The sequence below is a fragment of the Geotalea daltonii FRC-32 genome (genome assembly GCF_000022265.1).
GTDB classification, from domain to species: domain Bacteria; phylum Desulfobacterota; class Desulfuromonadia; order Geobacterales; family Geobacteraceae; genus Geotalea; species Geotalea daltonii.
Genome location: NC_011979.1, coordinates 101,521 through 118,034 on the forward strand (window position 1 = coordinate 101,521; position 16,514 = coordinate 118,034).

Sequence of the window (16,514 nt, forward strand, 5' to 3'; positions counted from 1 at the left end):
AATTAAATGAGAATCTTATGCACCAGCAGGCAGGCGCAAAATGCGGGCGGCATTGGTCAAAACGTTTTCCGGCAGCCCCAGGGCCTCCTTGAGGGCAATATCCTGGTCCCAGGGATTGCGGATGTGGGAGATGGCGAGCACCTTGCGCGGCGACAGGCGATGGGCAAATGCCAGGGGGGTGACGATGAGTGTCTGGAGCAGGGGCATGTCGGTGCCGTAGAGCAGACGGCCATGCAGCTCCCGGTGTTTGAGTAGTCGGGGGAGATGGTTAAGCCTGTTGAGCTGGGTAAGGGCGGAAACATCGGCATAGAGGTTGGGGAATTCAGCGCAGAGGCGAAGGAAGCGATTAAAGTTGGCCTCGCCGTCGTTTTTGCCGCTGCTGGCAGCGTGGGCGGCGATCACTGTCACTCCGACACGGAGTGGCAACCGTAGCCGCTCTGGATCACCCAGGTGGTCCTGCTTGCAGGTAAAGGATTCCTCTTCGCCGGTGTGGGTAAGAAGCGGCAGCCCCTGACCCCGCAGGCACTCGTAGAAGGGGACCAGCCGCTCATCGGCGGGATCTATCCCCTGAATGGAAGGAAGCCACTTCAGAAGTACCGCCCCTTGTGCCACTGCCTGGTGGAGCCGCTCGATGGCATCGTGCCGGTAGGGGTTGATGCTGGCTCCGAAGAGAATGTTGTCATGACGGCTGGCGGCACTGGCAATGAACTCATTGGGAATGAACGCTTCGGTGCGTGCCATGTCCAGTTCTCCATTCTGGTCGATAACTCCGTCCAGGGCCAGCACCACAGCTTGTTGCACCCTTTCCGCTCCGGCTAGGAGCGCGGAGAGCCGCTCAACTATCAGATGGTCCCCCTGAACCAGCAGTTCCCGTTCCGAAACGCCGAAGGCCCGCAAATAAATATGAAATTTGAAGCTGCGGCGCATGGCAGGAGAGATGAAACAGCCGCTGTTGCCGGCGCCGATCCCGGCAGCATGACAATGGATGTCGATAATGGATTGTTGCATAACAGTACCTCGGTCATGGCATTAGAGTAATCGCCGGACTGTAGCAGGGGGTGTGCCAAGTGAATGAAGCCGCTGCCAGTCTTCTTTTTGCGCCAGTACCAGAGAAGAAACCTCCAGCCTCATTTTCAAAACTTGACATTTTTTGCTGGTACTTTATACATTGCATGCATGAATAAGAAAATTAAAATAAATCAGGAAGACCGGGTTTTTTTTGAAACGGTGGCCAAGGCTGCCTTTGCCAATCCCTTTGGCGGAAAGAGGGATGAGCTGGATGCCCTGATTGGTGGCGTGAAAGCGGGGATCTCACCAGAGAAGCTTCTGGCGGCGGTAGTTGGCCAGATCAGGCAGCGGATAATAGCGTTAAAGGAGAAAGATGCAGCAAACCTCAGGCATTGGGAAGGGGAGGATCGTGAAGCCTTCCGCATTGTAGTGCTCTTTCATCTCTTCCACCGCCATCTGGAAGACTTCGACCGCCTGACCCAGAACCAGCTGAAAAGCGGCGAAGCCTCCTGTCCGGTTCCCTTTGCCCGGACCGTGCTCGGCGAACTCCATGACTTCGGCTTTGCCGAGCATGAGGCGCTTCGTTTTCTGGCCGTCTTTTACCAGCTCCGGCGCGCCTTCTATTTCATCAAGAACGGCCTGGTCGGCAACTCCCCTTCCATGCGCACCCTTCGCAAGCACCTGTGGAACTGCGTGTTCACCCATGATATCCGCTGGTTCGAAAGCAGGTTCTGGGACCGCATGGAGGACTTTTCGGTGCTTCTCTTGGGAGCCACCGGCACCGGCAAAGGCGCGGCGGCATCTGCCATCGGGCGTTCGGGCTTCATTCCTTTCGATGTATCCCGCAATTGTTTTTCCGAAAGTTTCACCCGCAATTTCGTGGCGATCAACCTCTCCCAGTTTTCCGAAGGGGTGCTGGAATCTGAACTCTTCGGCCATCGCAAAGGGGCCTTTACCGGGGCTATGGACAATTATGAAGGGCTCTTCAGCAGGTGTGCCCCCCACGGCGTCATCTTCCTTGACGAGATCGGCGATGTCAGTCTGCCGGTACAGATAAAGCTGCTCCAGGTCCTTCAGGAGCGCCAGTTTTCACCGGTTGGGAGCCACGAACGGAAGCGCTTCAGCGGCAGGGTGGTGGCAGCCACCAACCGGCCCCTGGAGGAGCTGCGCCGGGAGGGCAAGTTCCGCGATGATTTCTACTACCGCCTCTGTTCCGATGTGGTGCACCTGCCTTCTCTCAGGCAGCGGTTGCAGGAATCGCCCCAGGAGCTTGACCTGCTTCTGACCAGCATCCTGGCCCGACTGGCGGGGAATGTGACGCCACGGGAGCAGCAGCTGGTAAAAAAGGTTCTGGAACGGGACTTGGGGGGAGATTACGCTTGGCCGGGGAACGTGCGGGAGCTGGAGCAGGCGGTGAAGCGGATCATCATTACCGGCCGCTGCCAGCGACCGGACAACGGACAATCCGTAAAAAAATCGTCCGATCTTTTGGTAGATGGCATAAAAGAGGGAAATTTAGATGCTGAATCGTTGTTGGCCCAATACTGCAGTATGCTCTACAGCCGCTATGGAACATATGAAGAAGTTGCTCGCCGTATGAAGCTGGATCGGCGCACGGTTAAAAAATATATCTCCTCATCTGACAGCAACGAGTAAGTACTGAAATTGTTACATGACTGCTGGTGTTAGGGGAGTGATATAAGCTCTTTTATTCCATTTGCGCTTTCACCAAGCTTTCACAAACCCTGCCTGATTCTGCTGCATTTCACCAGACTCAAATGGACTTTGGCCGGATCTATTCTGCAGCAGCCATTTGACGCAAGTTGATTATGTCCCGTAACGGCGGTGCCCCAAACAGGCGGTTGTATTCACGACTGAACTGGGAAGGGCTCTCATAGCCGACCTGAAACGCTGCGTTTGCGGCATCCATGCGTTCACTCAACATCAAACGCCTTGCTTCCTGCAGGCGCAGCTGTTTTTGATACTGTAACGGACTCAGTGCGGTCATCGACCTGAAATGATGATGAAAGGTGGAACTGCTCATGCGGGCTTGTTCAGCCAGTTCTTCGACGCGCAACGGCTGGGTGAAGTTGGTTTTCAACCAATCGATCGCTCGAGCTATTTGATGACTCTGGCTGCCTGCCGATGCGATCTGGCGCAGGCGCGTCCCTTGATCTCCAACCAGCAGGCGGTAGATAATTTCCTTTTGAATGATCGGCGCCAGGATCGGAATATCCTGCTGATCGTCAAGCAGGCCGATCAATCGATGAAAAGCGGTGACGAGCGCCAGCGTCATCACGCCGGTGGCCATTCCACGGCTCGACTGCTGGACACGTGGCGCGGGAAGATTGCTGTCCGCCATCAGTTGTGACATTTCCCGCTGATCGAGCTTCAATTTAAGCCCCAGGTAGGGCTTTTCCCGGTTCGCCTCGACAATCTGCACAACCGTGGGGAGATGCACGGAAGTGATCAGGTAGTGGAGCGCATCGTAGACAAAAACCTCGTCACCGAGCAGCACCCGCTTGGCCCCCTGGGCGACCAGGCAAATGCTCGGCTCGTACATGCCGGTCATGGGCTCGGTCGGTTCCTCCCGTCGATAAAGTGATAAACCGTGGATTGCGGTTATATGCTGTTCCCCTTCTTCGGTCAATCGGGCAATGCTTGTTGCCAAAGCTTCCAGTGCACGTTCCATGGTTTCTTCCTCAAAATCCCGTTTTAACAACCTTTTTTATCATTGAATCCTGATCTGAGGTTACCTGACTTCGTTGCCAATTTACAATTATTTTTTGGCCTGTCGGAAAATCAGGCAAGAAATGAGCAGGATCGATCTATCCGTCTGTGTTCTTTCTGGAGTAGGTTATAATCATCAAAGGCCTGAACAGGAGGAGAGACAATGCAAAAGCGTGCATTAGGGAAAAATGGTCTGGAAGTATCAGCTCTGGGGTTCGGCTGCAAGGGGATGAGCTTTTCCTATGGCCCCCCCAAGGACAAAAACGAGATGATTGCGCTGCTGCGTACTGCCGTGGAACGCGGCATAACATTTTTCGATACGGCGGAGGTCTACGGGCCGTTCACCAACGAGGAGCTGGTTGGTGAAGCGCTTGCTCCTCTGCGTGACCGGGTGGTGATCGCCACCAAGTTCGGTTTCAACATCAACTCAGGCAATGACCCGCGCGGGATGACCGGCAATATGCCGGCCCTGAACAGTCGGCCGGAGCACATCAGGGAGGTGGCCGAGGCGTCGCTGAAGCGCCTAAAAACCGACGTCATCGACCTGTTCTATCAGCACCGGGTAGATCCGGACGTGCCCATCGAAGAGGTGGCGGGGGCGGTAAAGGAACTTATCCAGGAAGGGAAGGTCAAGCACTTCGGTCTGTCCGAGGCGGGGATACAGACAATCCGCCGCGCCCATGCCGTGCAAAAGATTACGGCGGTCCAGAACGAGTACTCGCTCTGGTTCAGGCGGCCTGAAGAAGGATTGCTGCAGACATTGGAAGAGCTGGGAATCGGCCTTGTCCCTTACAGCCCGCTGGGCAAGGGATTCCTCACTGGCAAGATCGACGAAACTACGGCATTCGACAGTACCGACTTTCGCACCACGCTTCCCCGTTTTACGCCGGAAGCCCGCAAAGCGAATCAAGCCCTGGTCGATCTGCTTGGCAGAATAGCAGCACAGAAGAAGGGGACTCCGGCACAGATCGCCCTTGCCTGGCTGCTCGCCCAGAAGCCGTGGATCGTGCCGATCCCCGGCACGACGAAGCTGAACCGTCTGGATGAGAACATAGGTGCGGTGAGCATAGAACTCACAGCCGGCGATCTCAGTGAGATCGATAACGCCGCCGCCAAGATTACGGTGCAAGGAAACCGGTATCCGGAAAAGCTGGAGCAGTTGACCGGGCTCTGACAATATTCCCCTCGCCCCCGCCCCTCTCCCCACGGTGGCCGAAGGCTGGGTGAGGGGTAAGGCAGTAATGGTAATTCAACACCCGCAGCAAAAACCAAACAAAGGAGATTACTACCCATGTACAAAGCAAAAGCATATTCAGTAACCAGTGCCACAGCACCCTTTGCCTCGAATACCATCACGCGCCGGGAGACCACCGAACGAGACGTGCAGATCGAAATTCTTTTCTGCGGCATCTGCCACTCCGATCTCCATACGGTCCGTGACGAATGGCACAGCGTCATGCCCACCGCCTACCCCTGCGTACCGGGGCACGAGATCGTCGGCAAGGTAACCAAGGTCGGCGCAGCGGTCAGCAGATTCAAGCCAGGCGAACTGGTAGGGGTCGGGTGCCTGGTGGATTCTGACCATACCTGCCCCAACTGCAAGACTGACATGGAGCAGTTCTGCCCTGGTGCAACCTTTACCTATAACTCTCCGGACAAGCACGGCACTGCCCCCGTCACCTATGGCGGCTACTCTGAAAGCATCGTTGTCGATGAACATTTCGTGCTGCGTGTTCCTGCAAACCTTGACCTTGCCGGGGTGGCACCACTACTTTGCGCCGGGATCACCACCTACTCGCCGGTCCGTCGTTGGGGGGACATCAAGGGTAAGAAGGTGGGTATCGTCGGCCTTGGCGGCTTAGGACACATGGGAGTAAAATTCGCCCGTGCCTTTGGCGCCCACGTGGTTGTCTTCACCACCTCGCTGAAGAAAAAGGAGGACGCTCTGCGCCTGGGCGCCCATGAGGTGATCCTTTCCACCGATCCGGTACAGATGAAGCAGCATGCGGGTACCTTCAATTTTATCCTGGACACCATCGCCGCCGAGCATGACATCAATGCCTATATCACCATGCTCGGCCTCGAAGGCAACATCACCCTCGTCGGTGCACCGGAAACACCGCTCCAAGTCTCTGCTTTTGCATTATTGTTCGGCCGTAAAAGCATTTCCGGTTCGCTCATCGGCGGCATCAAGGAGACCCAGGAGATGCTCGATTTCTGCGGAGAGCACAACATCACCTCTGATGTGGAAGTTATTCCCATCCAGAAGATCAATGAGGCCTATGAGCGGCTGGTGAAGTCTGATGTGAAGTACCGCTTCTCCATCGATATGGCATCATTAAAATCCGAGTAAACGAAAGGAAAGGTGGGGGAAAGAATAAGCCGACAACAGGTTTGAACCAAGCTCTCAGCTGCGGATAGCAGGATAGGGGTTCAACAGTCGAGGCACTAATATCCCTTTAACGGTATATGAGCTTAAAAATATATATTGCAAATATCCCTTTAAGGGGATATTTTCTGATTATGTCTTTAAAGGGATAAAGTGGGGTGAGAGATGAGCGGAATTCGTTCTCCAAAAGAACTAGGGGAGGCACTTCGCCAGAAACGTAAGGCAAAGGGGTTGACACAGACGGCTGCAGGGAAGCCGGTTAACCTGGTGCAATCCAAAATATCGCAGATCGAAAACGGAACCCTTGCCATCGAGTTGAGTACCCTATTCCGACTTCTGGCGGCACTTGACCTGGAGCTGGTGGTACAGCCACGACAAAAGCATGAAATTAAAGGAGATGAGTGGTAATGCCCAGGAATCTAGCGGTTTACCTTAATGGGACCAGGGTAGGAACTTTGACTCATGCTGCCAGAGTGCTTCAGTTCGTTTATGCTACCTCCTGGATTACCTCCAGCGTGAGCCGTCCCCTCTCACTTTCAATGCCCCTTCGGAGGGAGCCCTATTCAGGGGACGTCGTCGAGAATTACTTCGATAACTTGCTTCCTGACAATCAGGCGATCAGGAATCGTATCCAGACAAGATTTGGTTCTCCGTCAAACCGTGCATTTGATCTTTTGTGGCATACCGGCCGTGATTGCGTCGGTGCAGTTCAATTGATACCAGACGGTGCTGAGGCTGTAGATGTTAGAAGGGTAGAAGCTACTCCTGTATCGGACGTAAAGATAGCGGCCATCCTTAACAATTATCGGACAATGCCGTTGGGTATGCGACCGGATATTGACTTCCGAATCTCGCTGGCAGGCGCGCAGGAGAAGACGGCTTTGCTCCGGCTTGATGGCAGGTGGTGCATCCCCTCGGGGGTGACTCCAACAAGTCACATCCTGAAGCTTCCGATCGGAACGATTGCCCATAGTGGTATGGACCTCACTGATAGTGTCGAGAATGAATGGCTTTGTCACCTCATTCTGAAGGAATTTGGTGTTCCGGTCGCCAATGCGGAAATGGAAGTCTTTGAAGGGGTGAAGGCTCTTGTGGTAGAGCGATTCGACCGACGCTGGGCTGAGGATGGCTCGTGGTTGATTCGACTTCCACAAGAGGACATGTGCCAGGCGATGGGAGTGGCGCCCGCATTGAAATATGAGAGTGATGGAGGCCCCGGCATCCAGAAGATCATGACTTTTTTGCTCGGATCGGCAGACGCGCTGGGTGACCGGCGGGTATTTATGCAGGTGCAGGTACTTTTCTGGCTTCTGGCTGCAATCGATGGCCATGCCAAGAACTTCAGCATCTTTATACGCCCGCGTGGCGAGTTTTCCCTAACCCCGATGTATGATGTGCTTTCCGCATATCCTCTTGTAGTAAAGGGACAACTAGATCCACACAGGTTGAGAATGGCGATGGCTGTCAGTGGCAAAAACCGTCGATATGAGCACATCTCCATCCGCTACAGGCATTGGCTGGCAACGGCTCAGAGAAATAACGTATCGCCTGAGGAAATGGCGCTGATAATTGAGGAGCTCCTTGATCGGGTGGACAGCATAACCGCAGCTGTGGCTTCCAGATTGCCCCATAATTTCCCTGGAGATGTCGCTGAAAGCATCTTTGAAGGGATGCGGCAGTCTCGAGATAGGTTGGCGTCGCAGAAACACGAACGCTGAATGATGGTTGAACGATAGGCACCTGAGATCCGGGGACAGCAGGTACCTGCTGCTCGCCTTGTTCGGTCCATCAGGCAATGGGTTTTCCCAAAGCTTCTATTGCATCTTCCATTTCCTTATCCCCTGATCCCTGCTCACAAAAAGGTTTATCCGCGTTTACGTCATTAAACACTGCCTGACCTCATCGTGTGTCCACAACTAAAAATTTTGCCTATCGGACTATCAGGCAAGAAAAGAGCAGGATTAGTCTATCGCCTTTGTAATTTCAGCGGTACGATACACTTACTGTAAAGGACGCTCGAAAGTTTCAGGGGCTTCACCTCCTGTCTGAGCGGGGCCAGTGAAAGAGGGGTCATCTGTGGAACCGGAGCCTGGAGCATCGGGGACATCAAAGGTACTCCGGCGATGACACAGGCGTATGAGATGGGAAAAAAGGCATAGCAGAGCGGTCTCACAAAGATCAGTCAGGGAGGCTGACATGGATAATGAACAAAAGGAAACTCACGGTCCTGATGGACCGGTCAATCTCACCCGCCGGGATTTCATCAAAGGGGTCGGGATAGGGGGCGGAGCGCTGGTCCTTCTGGGCCAATTCGGCATCAATGGCTTGGCGTGGGCCCTTTCGGGAGACCCGGAGCTGAAAATGGTGCTGGTGGACTACACCAAATGCACCGGCTGCCGGACCTGTGAGGCGGCCTGTTCTTCCCGCAACCGGCCGGCAACCATCGGCGGCCGGGAAGTGCCCGGTCTTGGTAATCCCTGCTTTGCCAATATCCGGGTCCACAGCTTCAATCCGGACGTGGATGTCCCCAGCGTCTGCGCCATGTGCGCCGATAACCCCTGCGTCAAGGCCTGCCCGGTGGAGCCCGACCCCAGGACCGGCCGACGCGCCCTCTACCGTGATGCCAAGACCCACGGCATCCGCAATGACGCCGGCCGCTGCCTCGGTTGCCGCAGTTGCGCCAAGGCTTGCGCCTCCCAGAGAACCGGGGTGATCAGCCCCAACTTGGCAACGGGCAAGCCGGAGCGGATGTGCACCCTGTGCGGCGGTGATCCCCAATGCGTCAAGCGCTGCCCCTTCGGTGCGCTGACGTATGTGGAGGTGCGCCGTGACAGAAAATTCTACGGCCTGGGTCCGGAAAAAATAGCGGCTGAACTGGCGAAGAACTGGTATGGGACGGCAGATTTCGGAGGAGCAAAATGAGCAGAAAGCCTGGATATCACGGCACAATACTGAATGTGGACCTTTCAACTGGCAAGATCGAAAAGCTTGCCGTCCCCTCGGAGGACCTGGACAAATTCGTCGGTGGGCAAGGACTGGGCATGAAAATCCTCTGGGACCGGCTGAAGAAGCCGGGGGTTGACCCGCTTTCTCCCGAAAACCCACTTATCTTCATGCCTGGGCCATTTTCCGGGCTGCCGGTCCCCTCCTCGTCCAGGACCTGCGTGGTGACAAAATCTCCCATTACCTCGCCGGTGAAGTCCGATTATCCCCATGCCTCGACCGTTTCCTACTCAAACATGGGTGGGTTTTTCGGCCCGGAAATCAGGTTTGCCGGCTATGACGGCATCGTCGTTACCGGTAAGGCAAAGGAGTTATCCTACATCGTCATCGACGACGACAAGGTGGAAATCCGGGAAGGCAAAAAATTCAAGGGGATGAGAACGGATGCCTTCGACAAGGCGATCCTGACCGAGCTGGGAGACAGGCGGTTCAAGACGGTCTACATAGGTCCGGCCGGGGAGAATCTCGTTCCCTATTCCAGCATCCTCCATACGGCGGGGCGGGCGGCAGGTCGAGGGGGCATGGGCTGCGTCATGGGTTCCAAGAATCTGAAGGCCATCGCGGTGAAAGGGTCCGGGCAGCCCAGCGTTGCCGACCATACGCGGTTTCTTGCCGCTTTGGAAAAAGCCCGCTCAGTCCTCTACGGCTCTGCTTACGCCAAGTCCTGGGCTGAGCAGGGAACGGCACGGGCCATCGTTGCCAACAGCAATGCCGGGACCGAGGCAGTGCGGAATTACCGGGAAGGCACCTTCCCGGAGGCGGACAAGATCGGTGGCGACGCCGCCCGGCGCGATGTCTGGGTGAAGGACATTGCCTGCTACTGCTGCCCGCTGGCCTGCAAGAAAAGCGGGATGACGAAGGGCAAGTACGGCGGCATCGTCCATGACGGTCCGGAATACGAGACCGGCGTCATGCTCGGCTCCAACTTGCTCATAGCGGATATGCCGGGGCTCTTGAAAGCGATTTACACCATTGACGACCTGGGCCTGGACCAGATCTCCACCGGAAACGTCATCGGTTTTCTCATGGAAGCCTATGAGAAAGGGTTGATCGACCGGGGTTTCCTGGATGGGATCGACCTGAAATGGGGGAATGTCGATGCCACCCTGGCAATGATCGAGAAGATCGCCGCCAAGGAGGGAGTGGGAGCCCTGGCCGCCGAAGGTGTGCGGGCACTTTCCTGGCACATCGGCAAAGGGAGTGAAAAGTTTGCCATCCAGGTGAAGGGGCTGGAACTGGCGGCGCACAATATCCAGGCCAATCAACCGAGAGGGCTTTCCTACGCCACCGCCGAAAGGGGCGCCTGCCACATGAGCGGCGATGATATCGCCACCCAGAACCGGCGGGCCATGATCGACTCCATAGGGCTGTGCCTTTTCCCCACCTTCGAACCGGCGCTGGAGGAGCCGATGCTTGCTCTGCTCAGCGCCATTACCGGCCGGGACTACGATAAGGCCGCGTTCGAAAAAACCGGCGAACGAATTTTCAACCTGGAAAAAATGTTCAATTACCGCGAGGGCTTTCGCCGTGCAGATGACTGTCTACCCGATCGTTTTTTCGAGGATGCCTTCACCATCGGGACGAAGAAGGGGGCGGTGCTCGACCGCAGCAAGTTCGAGGAGATGCTGACACGCTACTATAAGGATCGGGGATGGGATCCTGAAACCACCAAGCCGGGGAAAGCGAAGCTGCAGGAACTGGGACTGGTCAAGGCCTGAGCCCCTAACCTTCGAATGTTTCCAAAAAACGCCGTGAAGCTTGTATTAAAGGCTTAACGGCGTTTTTGTTGGTTCAAACTGGCGTAAGCCACGTCCCCCTTTGGTTCCCCTTTGATGCCCATGAGAAGTCAAGCCTCCCATGACTGCTGAACAGATACAAGACCTTGACTCCTTCCCAAAAAGCAGTTATAAAATCATTTCCTTACATTAATTTAATTATCAAAACCTACTTCACCGCCACAGCGAAAAAAAAATCAACGTGTAAGGGAAAAGGAGGGTATTTATGAAGAAAGTCACGGTTTTATTGCTGTCTCTCTTGCTTCTCACCGCGGCCTTCAGCAGCTCTGCCCAGTCTGTCTGTACAACCACCGGCGGCACTTGGGTAGCAGCCTGGACCGATCCCTACGGACAGACTACCTATAGTCTGGAGGCGCCCTGCGTCGCCTATGTTGGAGTCCCATTCAACATTACCGCCACCGTATCCGACAGCGTTTATCCCAACTCCAATGTGGGAGCCAGTTGGAGCATCCTCGACAACCAACTGGCCATTGCCTCGGGTTTCTGGATCACCACTGCCAACGGCATATGGCAGAAGGTCCAACAGCAGTCCTATAGTGACGACACCATGCAACACACAATCGATTTCAAGTACATCGATCTGGGACAGGGAAGCGGCGCCCATTACTGGACCCGTAACAGCATCGGCGACGTCACCGTAGTTGCCAGGCCGCTCAACAATCCACCTGTGGCAAATGCCGGGATCGACAGAGTCCTGTCCCGCGAGAGTCAGCAGCAGACTGTTCTCCTGGGTACCGCCACCGATGCGGACGACAATGCCCTCACCTATCGCTGGCTGGAGGGAGCCACCGAGCTTCAAGACTGGCAGTCGGCGGATGCCTTTGGCAATGCGCCGCTCAACCTTGCGTCACTACCGCCACTCGCCCTGGGTTCCCATATCCTGACGCTGCAGGTGAGCGACGGGACGGCAACAGCAGCCGATGAGGTTGCTGTCGTCATTGAAAACACCCCGCCGGTTGCCGCCCCCTTTGCCGGAGGCACTTACCAGGTCGGGCAGGACATTCGCCTCAATGGCAGCGTGGCCGACTATGACGGCGATCTCCTCACTTACAAGTGGTTTGAAGGAACAATAGTACTGGCGGAGGGGACAGTTCCGTCTCCGGCGGGCGGTGCGCCGGTACTCCTCCCGGAACATGCCGTCCCAGGAGGCCTTGCCCTCGGCAGCCACACCCTTACCCTTCAGGTCAGTGACGGAATAAACACCGTTGTTGCCACAACATCCGTCATTGTAATCGACACGGCAGCACCCTCCATCACCCCAGTGGCATCGGATATGATCCTGTGGCCGCCCAACTCCACCATGCGCACGGTGACCATCGACACCCAAGCTTATGACAATTCGGGCGAGCCGGTAATGCTGAGCGTGCTGATTACCAGTAATGAACCGGCAGAAACGGATAAGGACGGAAATATCATTCCCGATTTTTCGGTCGCCAACATCGACCAGGCAACAGGGGTGATAACGCTGCAGCTGCGGGCCGCGCGGCAGGGGAATGGAGGAGGCCGCACCTACTCTGTGACCATAACCGCCGTTGACGGATCGGGTAATTCTTCCAGCACGGAAGTACTTATCCGGGCGCCACACGATATGGCGCGGCAGTAATAAATTGAAGGAATGTGAAGAATGCACAGGAGGGGCCGCCACGGTGGCCCCTCTTTTGCGTCAGAAAGGACGCCCTATACCGTCCAATGACCTGTGGCTGGCTGCTTCCGCCCTTCAGCACGGCTTGGCATTGGCGATCTTCGACAATCATTTCAATACTATCAGCGGACTGCTCTTGGCAAGCAGGGACTAACCAAGGAGAATACCATGGCTACCGTTACATTACGCGGCATAGATGAGACACTTTTCAGTGCCTTGAAGGAAAAGGCCCGACGAGAGGATACCAGTGTCAATGCCGTAATGCTGAAGATTATCAAGGAATCGCTCGGGATCGAGAAAAAGAAGAGAACCAGTGGCCGGTTCCGCCCAGGCAACGGAAATATGGGGAGTGTCCCGCATTTCCCCCCGCATTTCCCCCCCGCATTTCCCCCCAGTTCAACTCCTGTCCCCTTTACTGCTCCAGAATGCCCAAGTGCAAAGCCCGACCTAACTTCTTTCGACCCCACCTCTTTCTTTGCTCCTCCGGTGGATGCATATTGCAAGTGCACCAGCTGCTCTCAATTGTCAATTAGCAAGATAGCAAGCAACGTCTCCCTTGAGTGTCTAAGGAAAAAGGCGTCCGTGGTGGACGCCTTTTTCTATGAGGAGGCCCGCCGCACTTGTCCTTTATCGGCGACCACATCAGTGGTTGACCTAAACAATCAGACCCAGAAGATCAATTACTGGACTGGCAGAGTCAAGGTCCGGTTAAGCACATTGCCCTCTGCGTCGGTAGCTTTCAAGTCAATGGTAACCTCGTTTATGTTGCTGCCAGTATTGTCGGCCAACGTTAACCCAGAAACCCGCAATTTGAAGAGAGATGCTTGATCGGCACCACCTGAATTCTCGGCATAGGTGACATCCCCGTCTGCAAACCCAAAAGATACTGGTGAAGAATTCGGCCAAGAGCCCGAACTGCTGATTCTTGTCGCAATGATGCTGTAGGTACCATAGACTTTTTCCGGGAAAACCAGCCACACCTGATTAGGCTGGGTTGTCCCCGTTGTTCCCGTCGTGCCGTTGAAATTATCAGCTTTTACCGCCGTTGTTGAGGAAAGCCCGGTCGAGGAGTTATCGGCAACGTAAACCTTATTGCTGAAGTATGGGTTTGATGCCGATACCTCACTTAAGCTGAGCGAGCGGCTTACTGAGTTGATTACGGCGGTAACGGTGCCATTGAAGATGTAAGTCTGATTCTTAAGGTAAGGGGCAGAATTGGTGATCGTTAAAATGGTTCCCGTCTCATCAAGTGCTGCCGATATGGTCGGTACATTGATGATCTTGCGGTAATCGGGATCTGATGATGCAACCTGATCATTAAGGTAACTGGCCGTTATGGCTCCGGAAAGGGTGACGGGATAGTTAAATACCAGCTTTATCACTGATTCAGGGAGTATGACTCGATGGTTGTAGGTAGAAGGATAGCTGTAATAGTTTTTGCTGCCGTCGCGCAACAGATTGGAGCCAACGATATTGATGTCACTGGTGCTGTTTGCGGGGATAAGTGACATTGAAAGGGTATGGCTGCTGCTTGCAGTATAGCTGGTAGTCGTGCTGAGATATTTAAGAGCACCATTATTGTCATAGAAGGGAGCACTGGCGATTGTGTAACTGGCTTCCTGGGACAAGCCTTTGAGAATGGCTTTGCCGCCAGCGTCAGTTACTGCCGTGATCGGAACTCCAGAACTTGCTGCACTGATGGTAACCCCGGCAACAGGCGTCCCCTCGTCGGTTGCGACTACCGTCAGATCGAAACCTTTTGCAAGGCTAATATTGCCGAGACTGGTCGTCGTTGGGGCATTATCGGCAGAGGATGACACGATTAAACCCATTTGCATGGTGGCATAACCAGATGCGGAAATTTTGAGGGTATGGCTGCTGACATAGGGAGCCGTTGACGAGACACCGGTAAATACAAATGTCCCTGCCAGATCCGGGTCACTGGAGGCAGATGTTTTTCCTGCCATCTTTTCGCCATTGGCAACAAGCGTTACGTCGGCATTCGCTATCGGCTGCATCGTCGAACTGTCGACGACCCTGCCGGTTACTATGCCTGTTTTTGCTCCTGTGGATGTGTAGACGTTGGTATCAGATCCACATCCCGGAAGTAAGGCAACGACTGTCACTAATACCAGGGAAACCAACCACATCATGCTGTTTCTTTTCATCTTTCCTCCTGTACATAGACATATTCTCATTGTGGTGCTTATCTTATTGCCCGAATGGTGTCGTTAAAGGTATCTGTAATAAAAAGGCTTGCCCCGTCAGTAGTTATGCCGCTAGGGTACCCGAAACTTGCGGAAACGCCTACGCCATCTGTTGATCCTGTTGATCCACCTGCAAGTGTCGTTACTGCCCCACTGGCAATTACGATTTTCCGAATCGTATTATTTGAGTCCGCTACATACAGGTTCGCTCCATCCGTGGTTATATCAGAAATGCGTCCAAATAATGCTGCAGTCCCAATGCCGTCAGCCCAGCCGTATACTCCAGCAGTTCCGGCCAGAGTGGTAACTGTGCCGGTGGAAATTGATATTTTCCTGACCGTTTGTTGGTCTGCCACATAAAGGTACGTTCCGTCTGTCGTGAGGCCTGACAATTCAGTGAAACTTGCTGCGAGCCCAGTACCGTCGGCAGTGCCGACGGTACCTGCTTTGCCTGCCAGTGTGGTCACTGGGAGAATTCCGGGGACACAGTACGTAATTCCCTGTCAATTAAACTATCGTGCCTTCTCCCCAAGCTTTAGCTCATACTTCACTGCCCGCCCCTGCCCCATTCGCGTGAGTATCCCCAACTGACTCAGTTGATCCAACTCTCGAAATGCAGTGGCCCGGCTGCAGTGGGACATGGATGCATATTTTTGGGTAGTCAGGCCCCCCTCAAATCCACCAGGGCCTTCATCCAACAGGCGGTTGATGACCTTTTTCTGGCGTTCCGTCAGGGAATCCTGGGCATGGAGCCTCCAGAATGCCGACTTGGAAAAGACCCCGTTGAGGATCTCGTCCGAGCGCTCCAGAGCCCTGGCGAAGCAGGCCAGAAACCATTCCAGCCAGCCGGTAATGTCGCATTTCCCCCTTTGCGATCGCTCCAGGATGTCGTAATACCCTTCCCGCTCGGCCATGATCTGGGCGGAAAGACTATAGTAACGCACCCGCTGCTTGTCGTCCTGGGCCAGTGCCAGGTCGGTCAGGGCACGGGCAATGCGGCCGTTGCCGTCGTCGAATGGGTGAATGGTAACAAACCAGAAGTGGGCGACAGCGGCACGAATGATCCCTTCAACCTTGCCATTGCTCTCATCCCACCACGAGAGTAAACGCTTCATTTCCTGGTCAAGCCGGTCTGCAGGCGGCGCCTGGAAATGGATCTTCTCCCTCCCTACCGGCCCAGAAATTACCTGCCTCGGTTCGGCGCCTTCACGCCATCCGCCCACCTTGATGCGGTGCATGCCGGAATAGCCCGACGGGAAAAGGGCCGCCTGCCACCCCCATAGCCGGTCCCGAGTCAACGGCTGGTCGAAATTCAGCGTGGCGTCGAGAAGCACTGCAACAAGATCGTCGATGCGGCGGTCCACCGGCATGCCTGCAGACGGGAGACCGAGCCGTCGTGCCACAGAAGAGCGGACGGAACGGGCATCGAGAAGTTCTCCTTCGATGGCAGATGTCTTCAGCGTTTCCTCCACCAGAATTTCCGCCTGGGCCTGGGGATCGAGATTGAAGCCGAGCCCTGCAACTTTGCTGAAAAGCCTGCCCTGCCTCAGACGACATTCGCCCAGAGGGACAATGAGCCTTTCCGAGTCCCAGGTCAGCCGTGGCCAGTTTTTATGCTGCCAGATGTACTGATTCATTCGCCTCAATAATCGCTTCAGATAATGAAATGATTATGTCTTATATCACATCATCAGACACAGGGCAATGTCTTGAAGTAAGAGAGCGGTTCTGGACGACCT

Annotated in this window: 15 protein-coding genes; 9 read left to right on the forward strand and 6 right to left on the reverse strand. The window is 54.9% G+C overall.

Annotation, left to right across the window (positions count from 1 at the left end):
* Positions 1 to 15 precede the first annotated feature (15 nt).
* Positions 16 to 1,008 carry an amidohydrolase family protein gene (locus tag GEOB_RS00380; protein WP_012645182.1) on the reverse strand — a complete coding sequence of 331 codons (993 nt, stop codon included), beginning with the start codon at positions 1,006 to 1,008 and terminating at the stop codon, positions 16 to 18.
* A gap of 168 nt (positions 1,009 to 1,176) precedes the next feature.
* Here GEOB_RS00380 and GEOB_RS00385 point away from each other — a divergent pair, with 168 nt between their 5' ends.
* A complete protein-coding gene (locus tag GEOB_RS00385; RefSeq protein WP_012645183.1) occupies positions 1,177 to 2,664 on the forward strand; it encodes a sigma 54-interacting transcriptional regulator in 1,488 nt (495 codons plus the stop codon).
* 139 nt (positions 2,665 to 2,803) lie between these two features.
* Here GEOB_RS00385 and GEOB_RS00390 read toward each other — a convergent pair whose 3' ends face one another.
* On the reverse strand, positions 2,804 to 3,700 hold the full coding sequence (locus GEOB_RS00390) for an AraC family transcriptional regulator (RefSeq protein WP_012645184.1): 897 nt from the start codon (positions 3,698 to 3,700) through the stop codon (positions 2,804 to 2,806).
* A gap of 201 nt (positions 3,701 to 3,901) precedes the next feature.
* On the opposite strand from GEOB_RS00390, the gene GEOB_RS00395 reads away from it, so the two are divergent.
* The 8 genes from GEOB_RS00395 to GEOB_RS20020 all read left to right on the forward strand — a co-directional run bounded on the left by GEOB_RS00395 (position 3,902) and on the right by GEOB_RS20020 (position 12,722).
* Positions 3,902 to 4,912 carry an aldo/keto reductase gene (locus GEOB_RS00395; RefSeq protein WP_012645185.1) on the forward strand — a complete coding sequence of 337 codons (1,011 nt, stop codon included), beginning with the start codon at positions 3,902 to 3,904 and terminating at the stop codon, positions 4,910 to 4,912.
* Positions 4,913 to 5,029: 117 nt separating this feature from the next.
* On the forward strand, positions 5,030 to 6,091 hold the full coding sequence (locus GEOB_RS00400; protein ID WP_012645186.1) for an NAD(P)-dependent alcohol dehydrogenase: 1,062 nt from the start codon (positions 5,030 to 5,032) through the stop codon (positions 6,089 to 6,091).
* 201 nt (positions 6,092 to 6,292) lie between these two features.
* Positions 6,293 to 6,535, forward strand: a complete 243-nt coding sequence (locus GEOB_RS00405) for a helix-turn-helix domain-containing protein (RefSeq protein ID WP_012645187.1) — start codon at positions 6,293 to 6,295, stop codon at positions 6,533 to 6,535.
* Complete coding sequence (locus tag GEOB_RS00410; RefSeq protein ID WP_012645188.1) at positions 6,535 to 7,845, forward strand: type II toxin-antitoxin system HipA family toxin; 1,311 nt, start codon at positions 6,535 to 6,537, stop codon at positions 7,843 to 7,845. The genes GEOB_RS00405 and GEOB_RS00410 overlap by 1 nt, the downstream gene beginning before the upstream one ends.
* 478 nt (positions 7,846 to 8,323) lie before the next feature.
* Positions 8,324 to 9,049 carry a twin-arginine translocation signal domain-containing protein gene (locus tag GEOB_RS00415; protein ID WP_012645189.1) on the forward strand — a complete coding sequence of 242 codons (726 nt, stop codon included), beginning with the start codon at positions 8,324 to 8,326 and terminating at the stop codon, positions 9,047 to 9,049.
* Entirely contained in the window at positions 9,046 to 10,848 is a 1,803-nt protein-coding gene (locus GEOB_RS00420) for an aldehyde ferredoxin oxidoreductase family protein (protein WP_012645190.1), read from the forward strand. Before GEOB_RS00415 ends, GEOB_RS00420 begins: the two co-directional genes overlap by 4 nt.
* 283 nt (positions 10,849 to 11,131) lie before the next feature.
* Entirely contained in the window at positions 11,132 to 12,529 is a 1,398-nt protein-coding gene (locus tag GEOB_RS00425; protein WP_012645191.1) for a hypothetical protein, read from the forward strand.
* Positions 12,530 to 12,572: 43 nt separating this feature from the next.
* On the forward strand, positions 12,573 to 12,722 hold the full coding sequence (locus GEOB_RS20020; protein ID WP_154650435.1) for a PIN domain-containing protein: 150 nt from the start codon (positions 12,573 to 12,575) through the stop codon (positions 12,720 to 12,722).
* A gap of 29 nt (positions 12,723 to 12,751) precedes the next feature.
* Here GEOB_RS20020 and GEOB_RS00435 read toward each other — a convergent pair whose 3' ends face one another.
* From GEOB_RS00435 to GEOB_RS00450, 4 genes are all read right to left on the reverse strand, one after another.
* Complete coding sequence (locus GEOB_RS00435) at positions 12,752 to 12,940, reverse strand: hypothetical protein (protein WP_041267021.1); 189 nt, start codon at positions 12,938 to 12,940, stop codon at positions 12,752 to 12,754.
* A 308-nt stretch (positions 12,941 to 13,248) separates the two neighbouring features.
* Positions 13,249 to 14,736, reverse strand: coding sequence for a carboxypeptidase-like regulatory domain-containing protein (locus GEOB_RS00440; protein ID WP_012645192.1), 1,488 nt, complete (start codon positions 14,734 to 14,736; stop codon positions 13,249 to 13,251).
* A 38-nt stretch (positions 14,737 to 14,774) separates the two neighbouring features.
* Positions 14,775 to 15,242: an NHL repeat-containing protein gene (locus GEOB_RS00445; protein ID WP_012645193.1), complete on the reverse strand. Its 468-nt coding sequence runs from the start codon at positions 15,240 to 15,242 to the stop codon at positions 14,775 to 14,777.
* A gap of 45 nt (positions 15,243 to 15,287) precedes the next feature.
* A complete protein-coding gene (locus tag GEOB_RS00450; RefSeq protein ID WP_012645194.1) occupies positions 15,288 to 16,412 on the reverse strand; it encodes a Fic family protein in 1,125 nt (374 codons plus the stop codon).
* Positions 16,413 to 16,514: the final 102 nt, after the last annotated feature.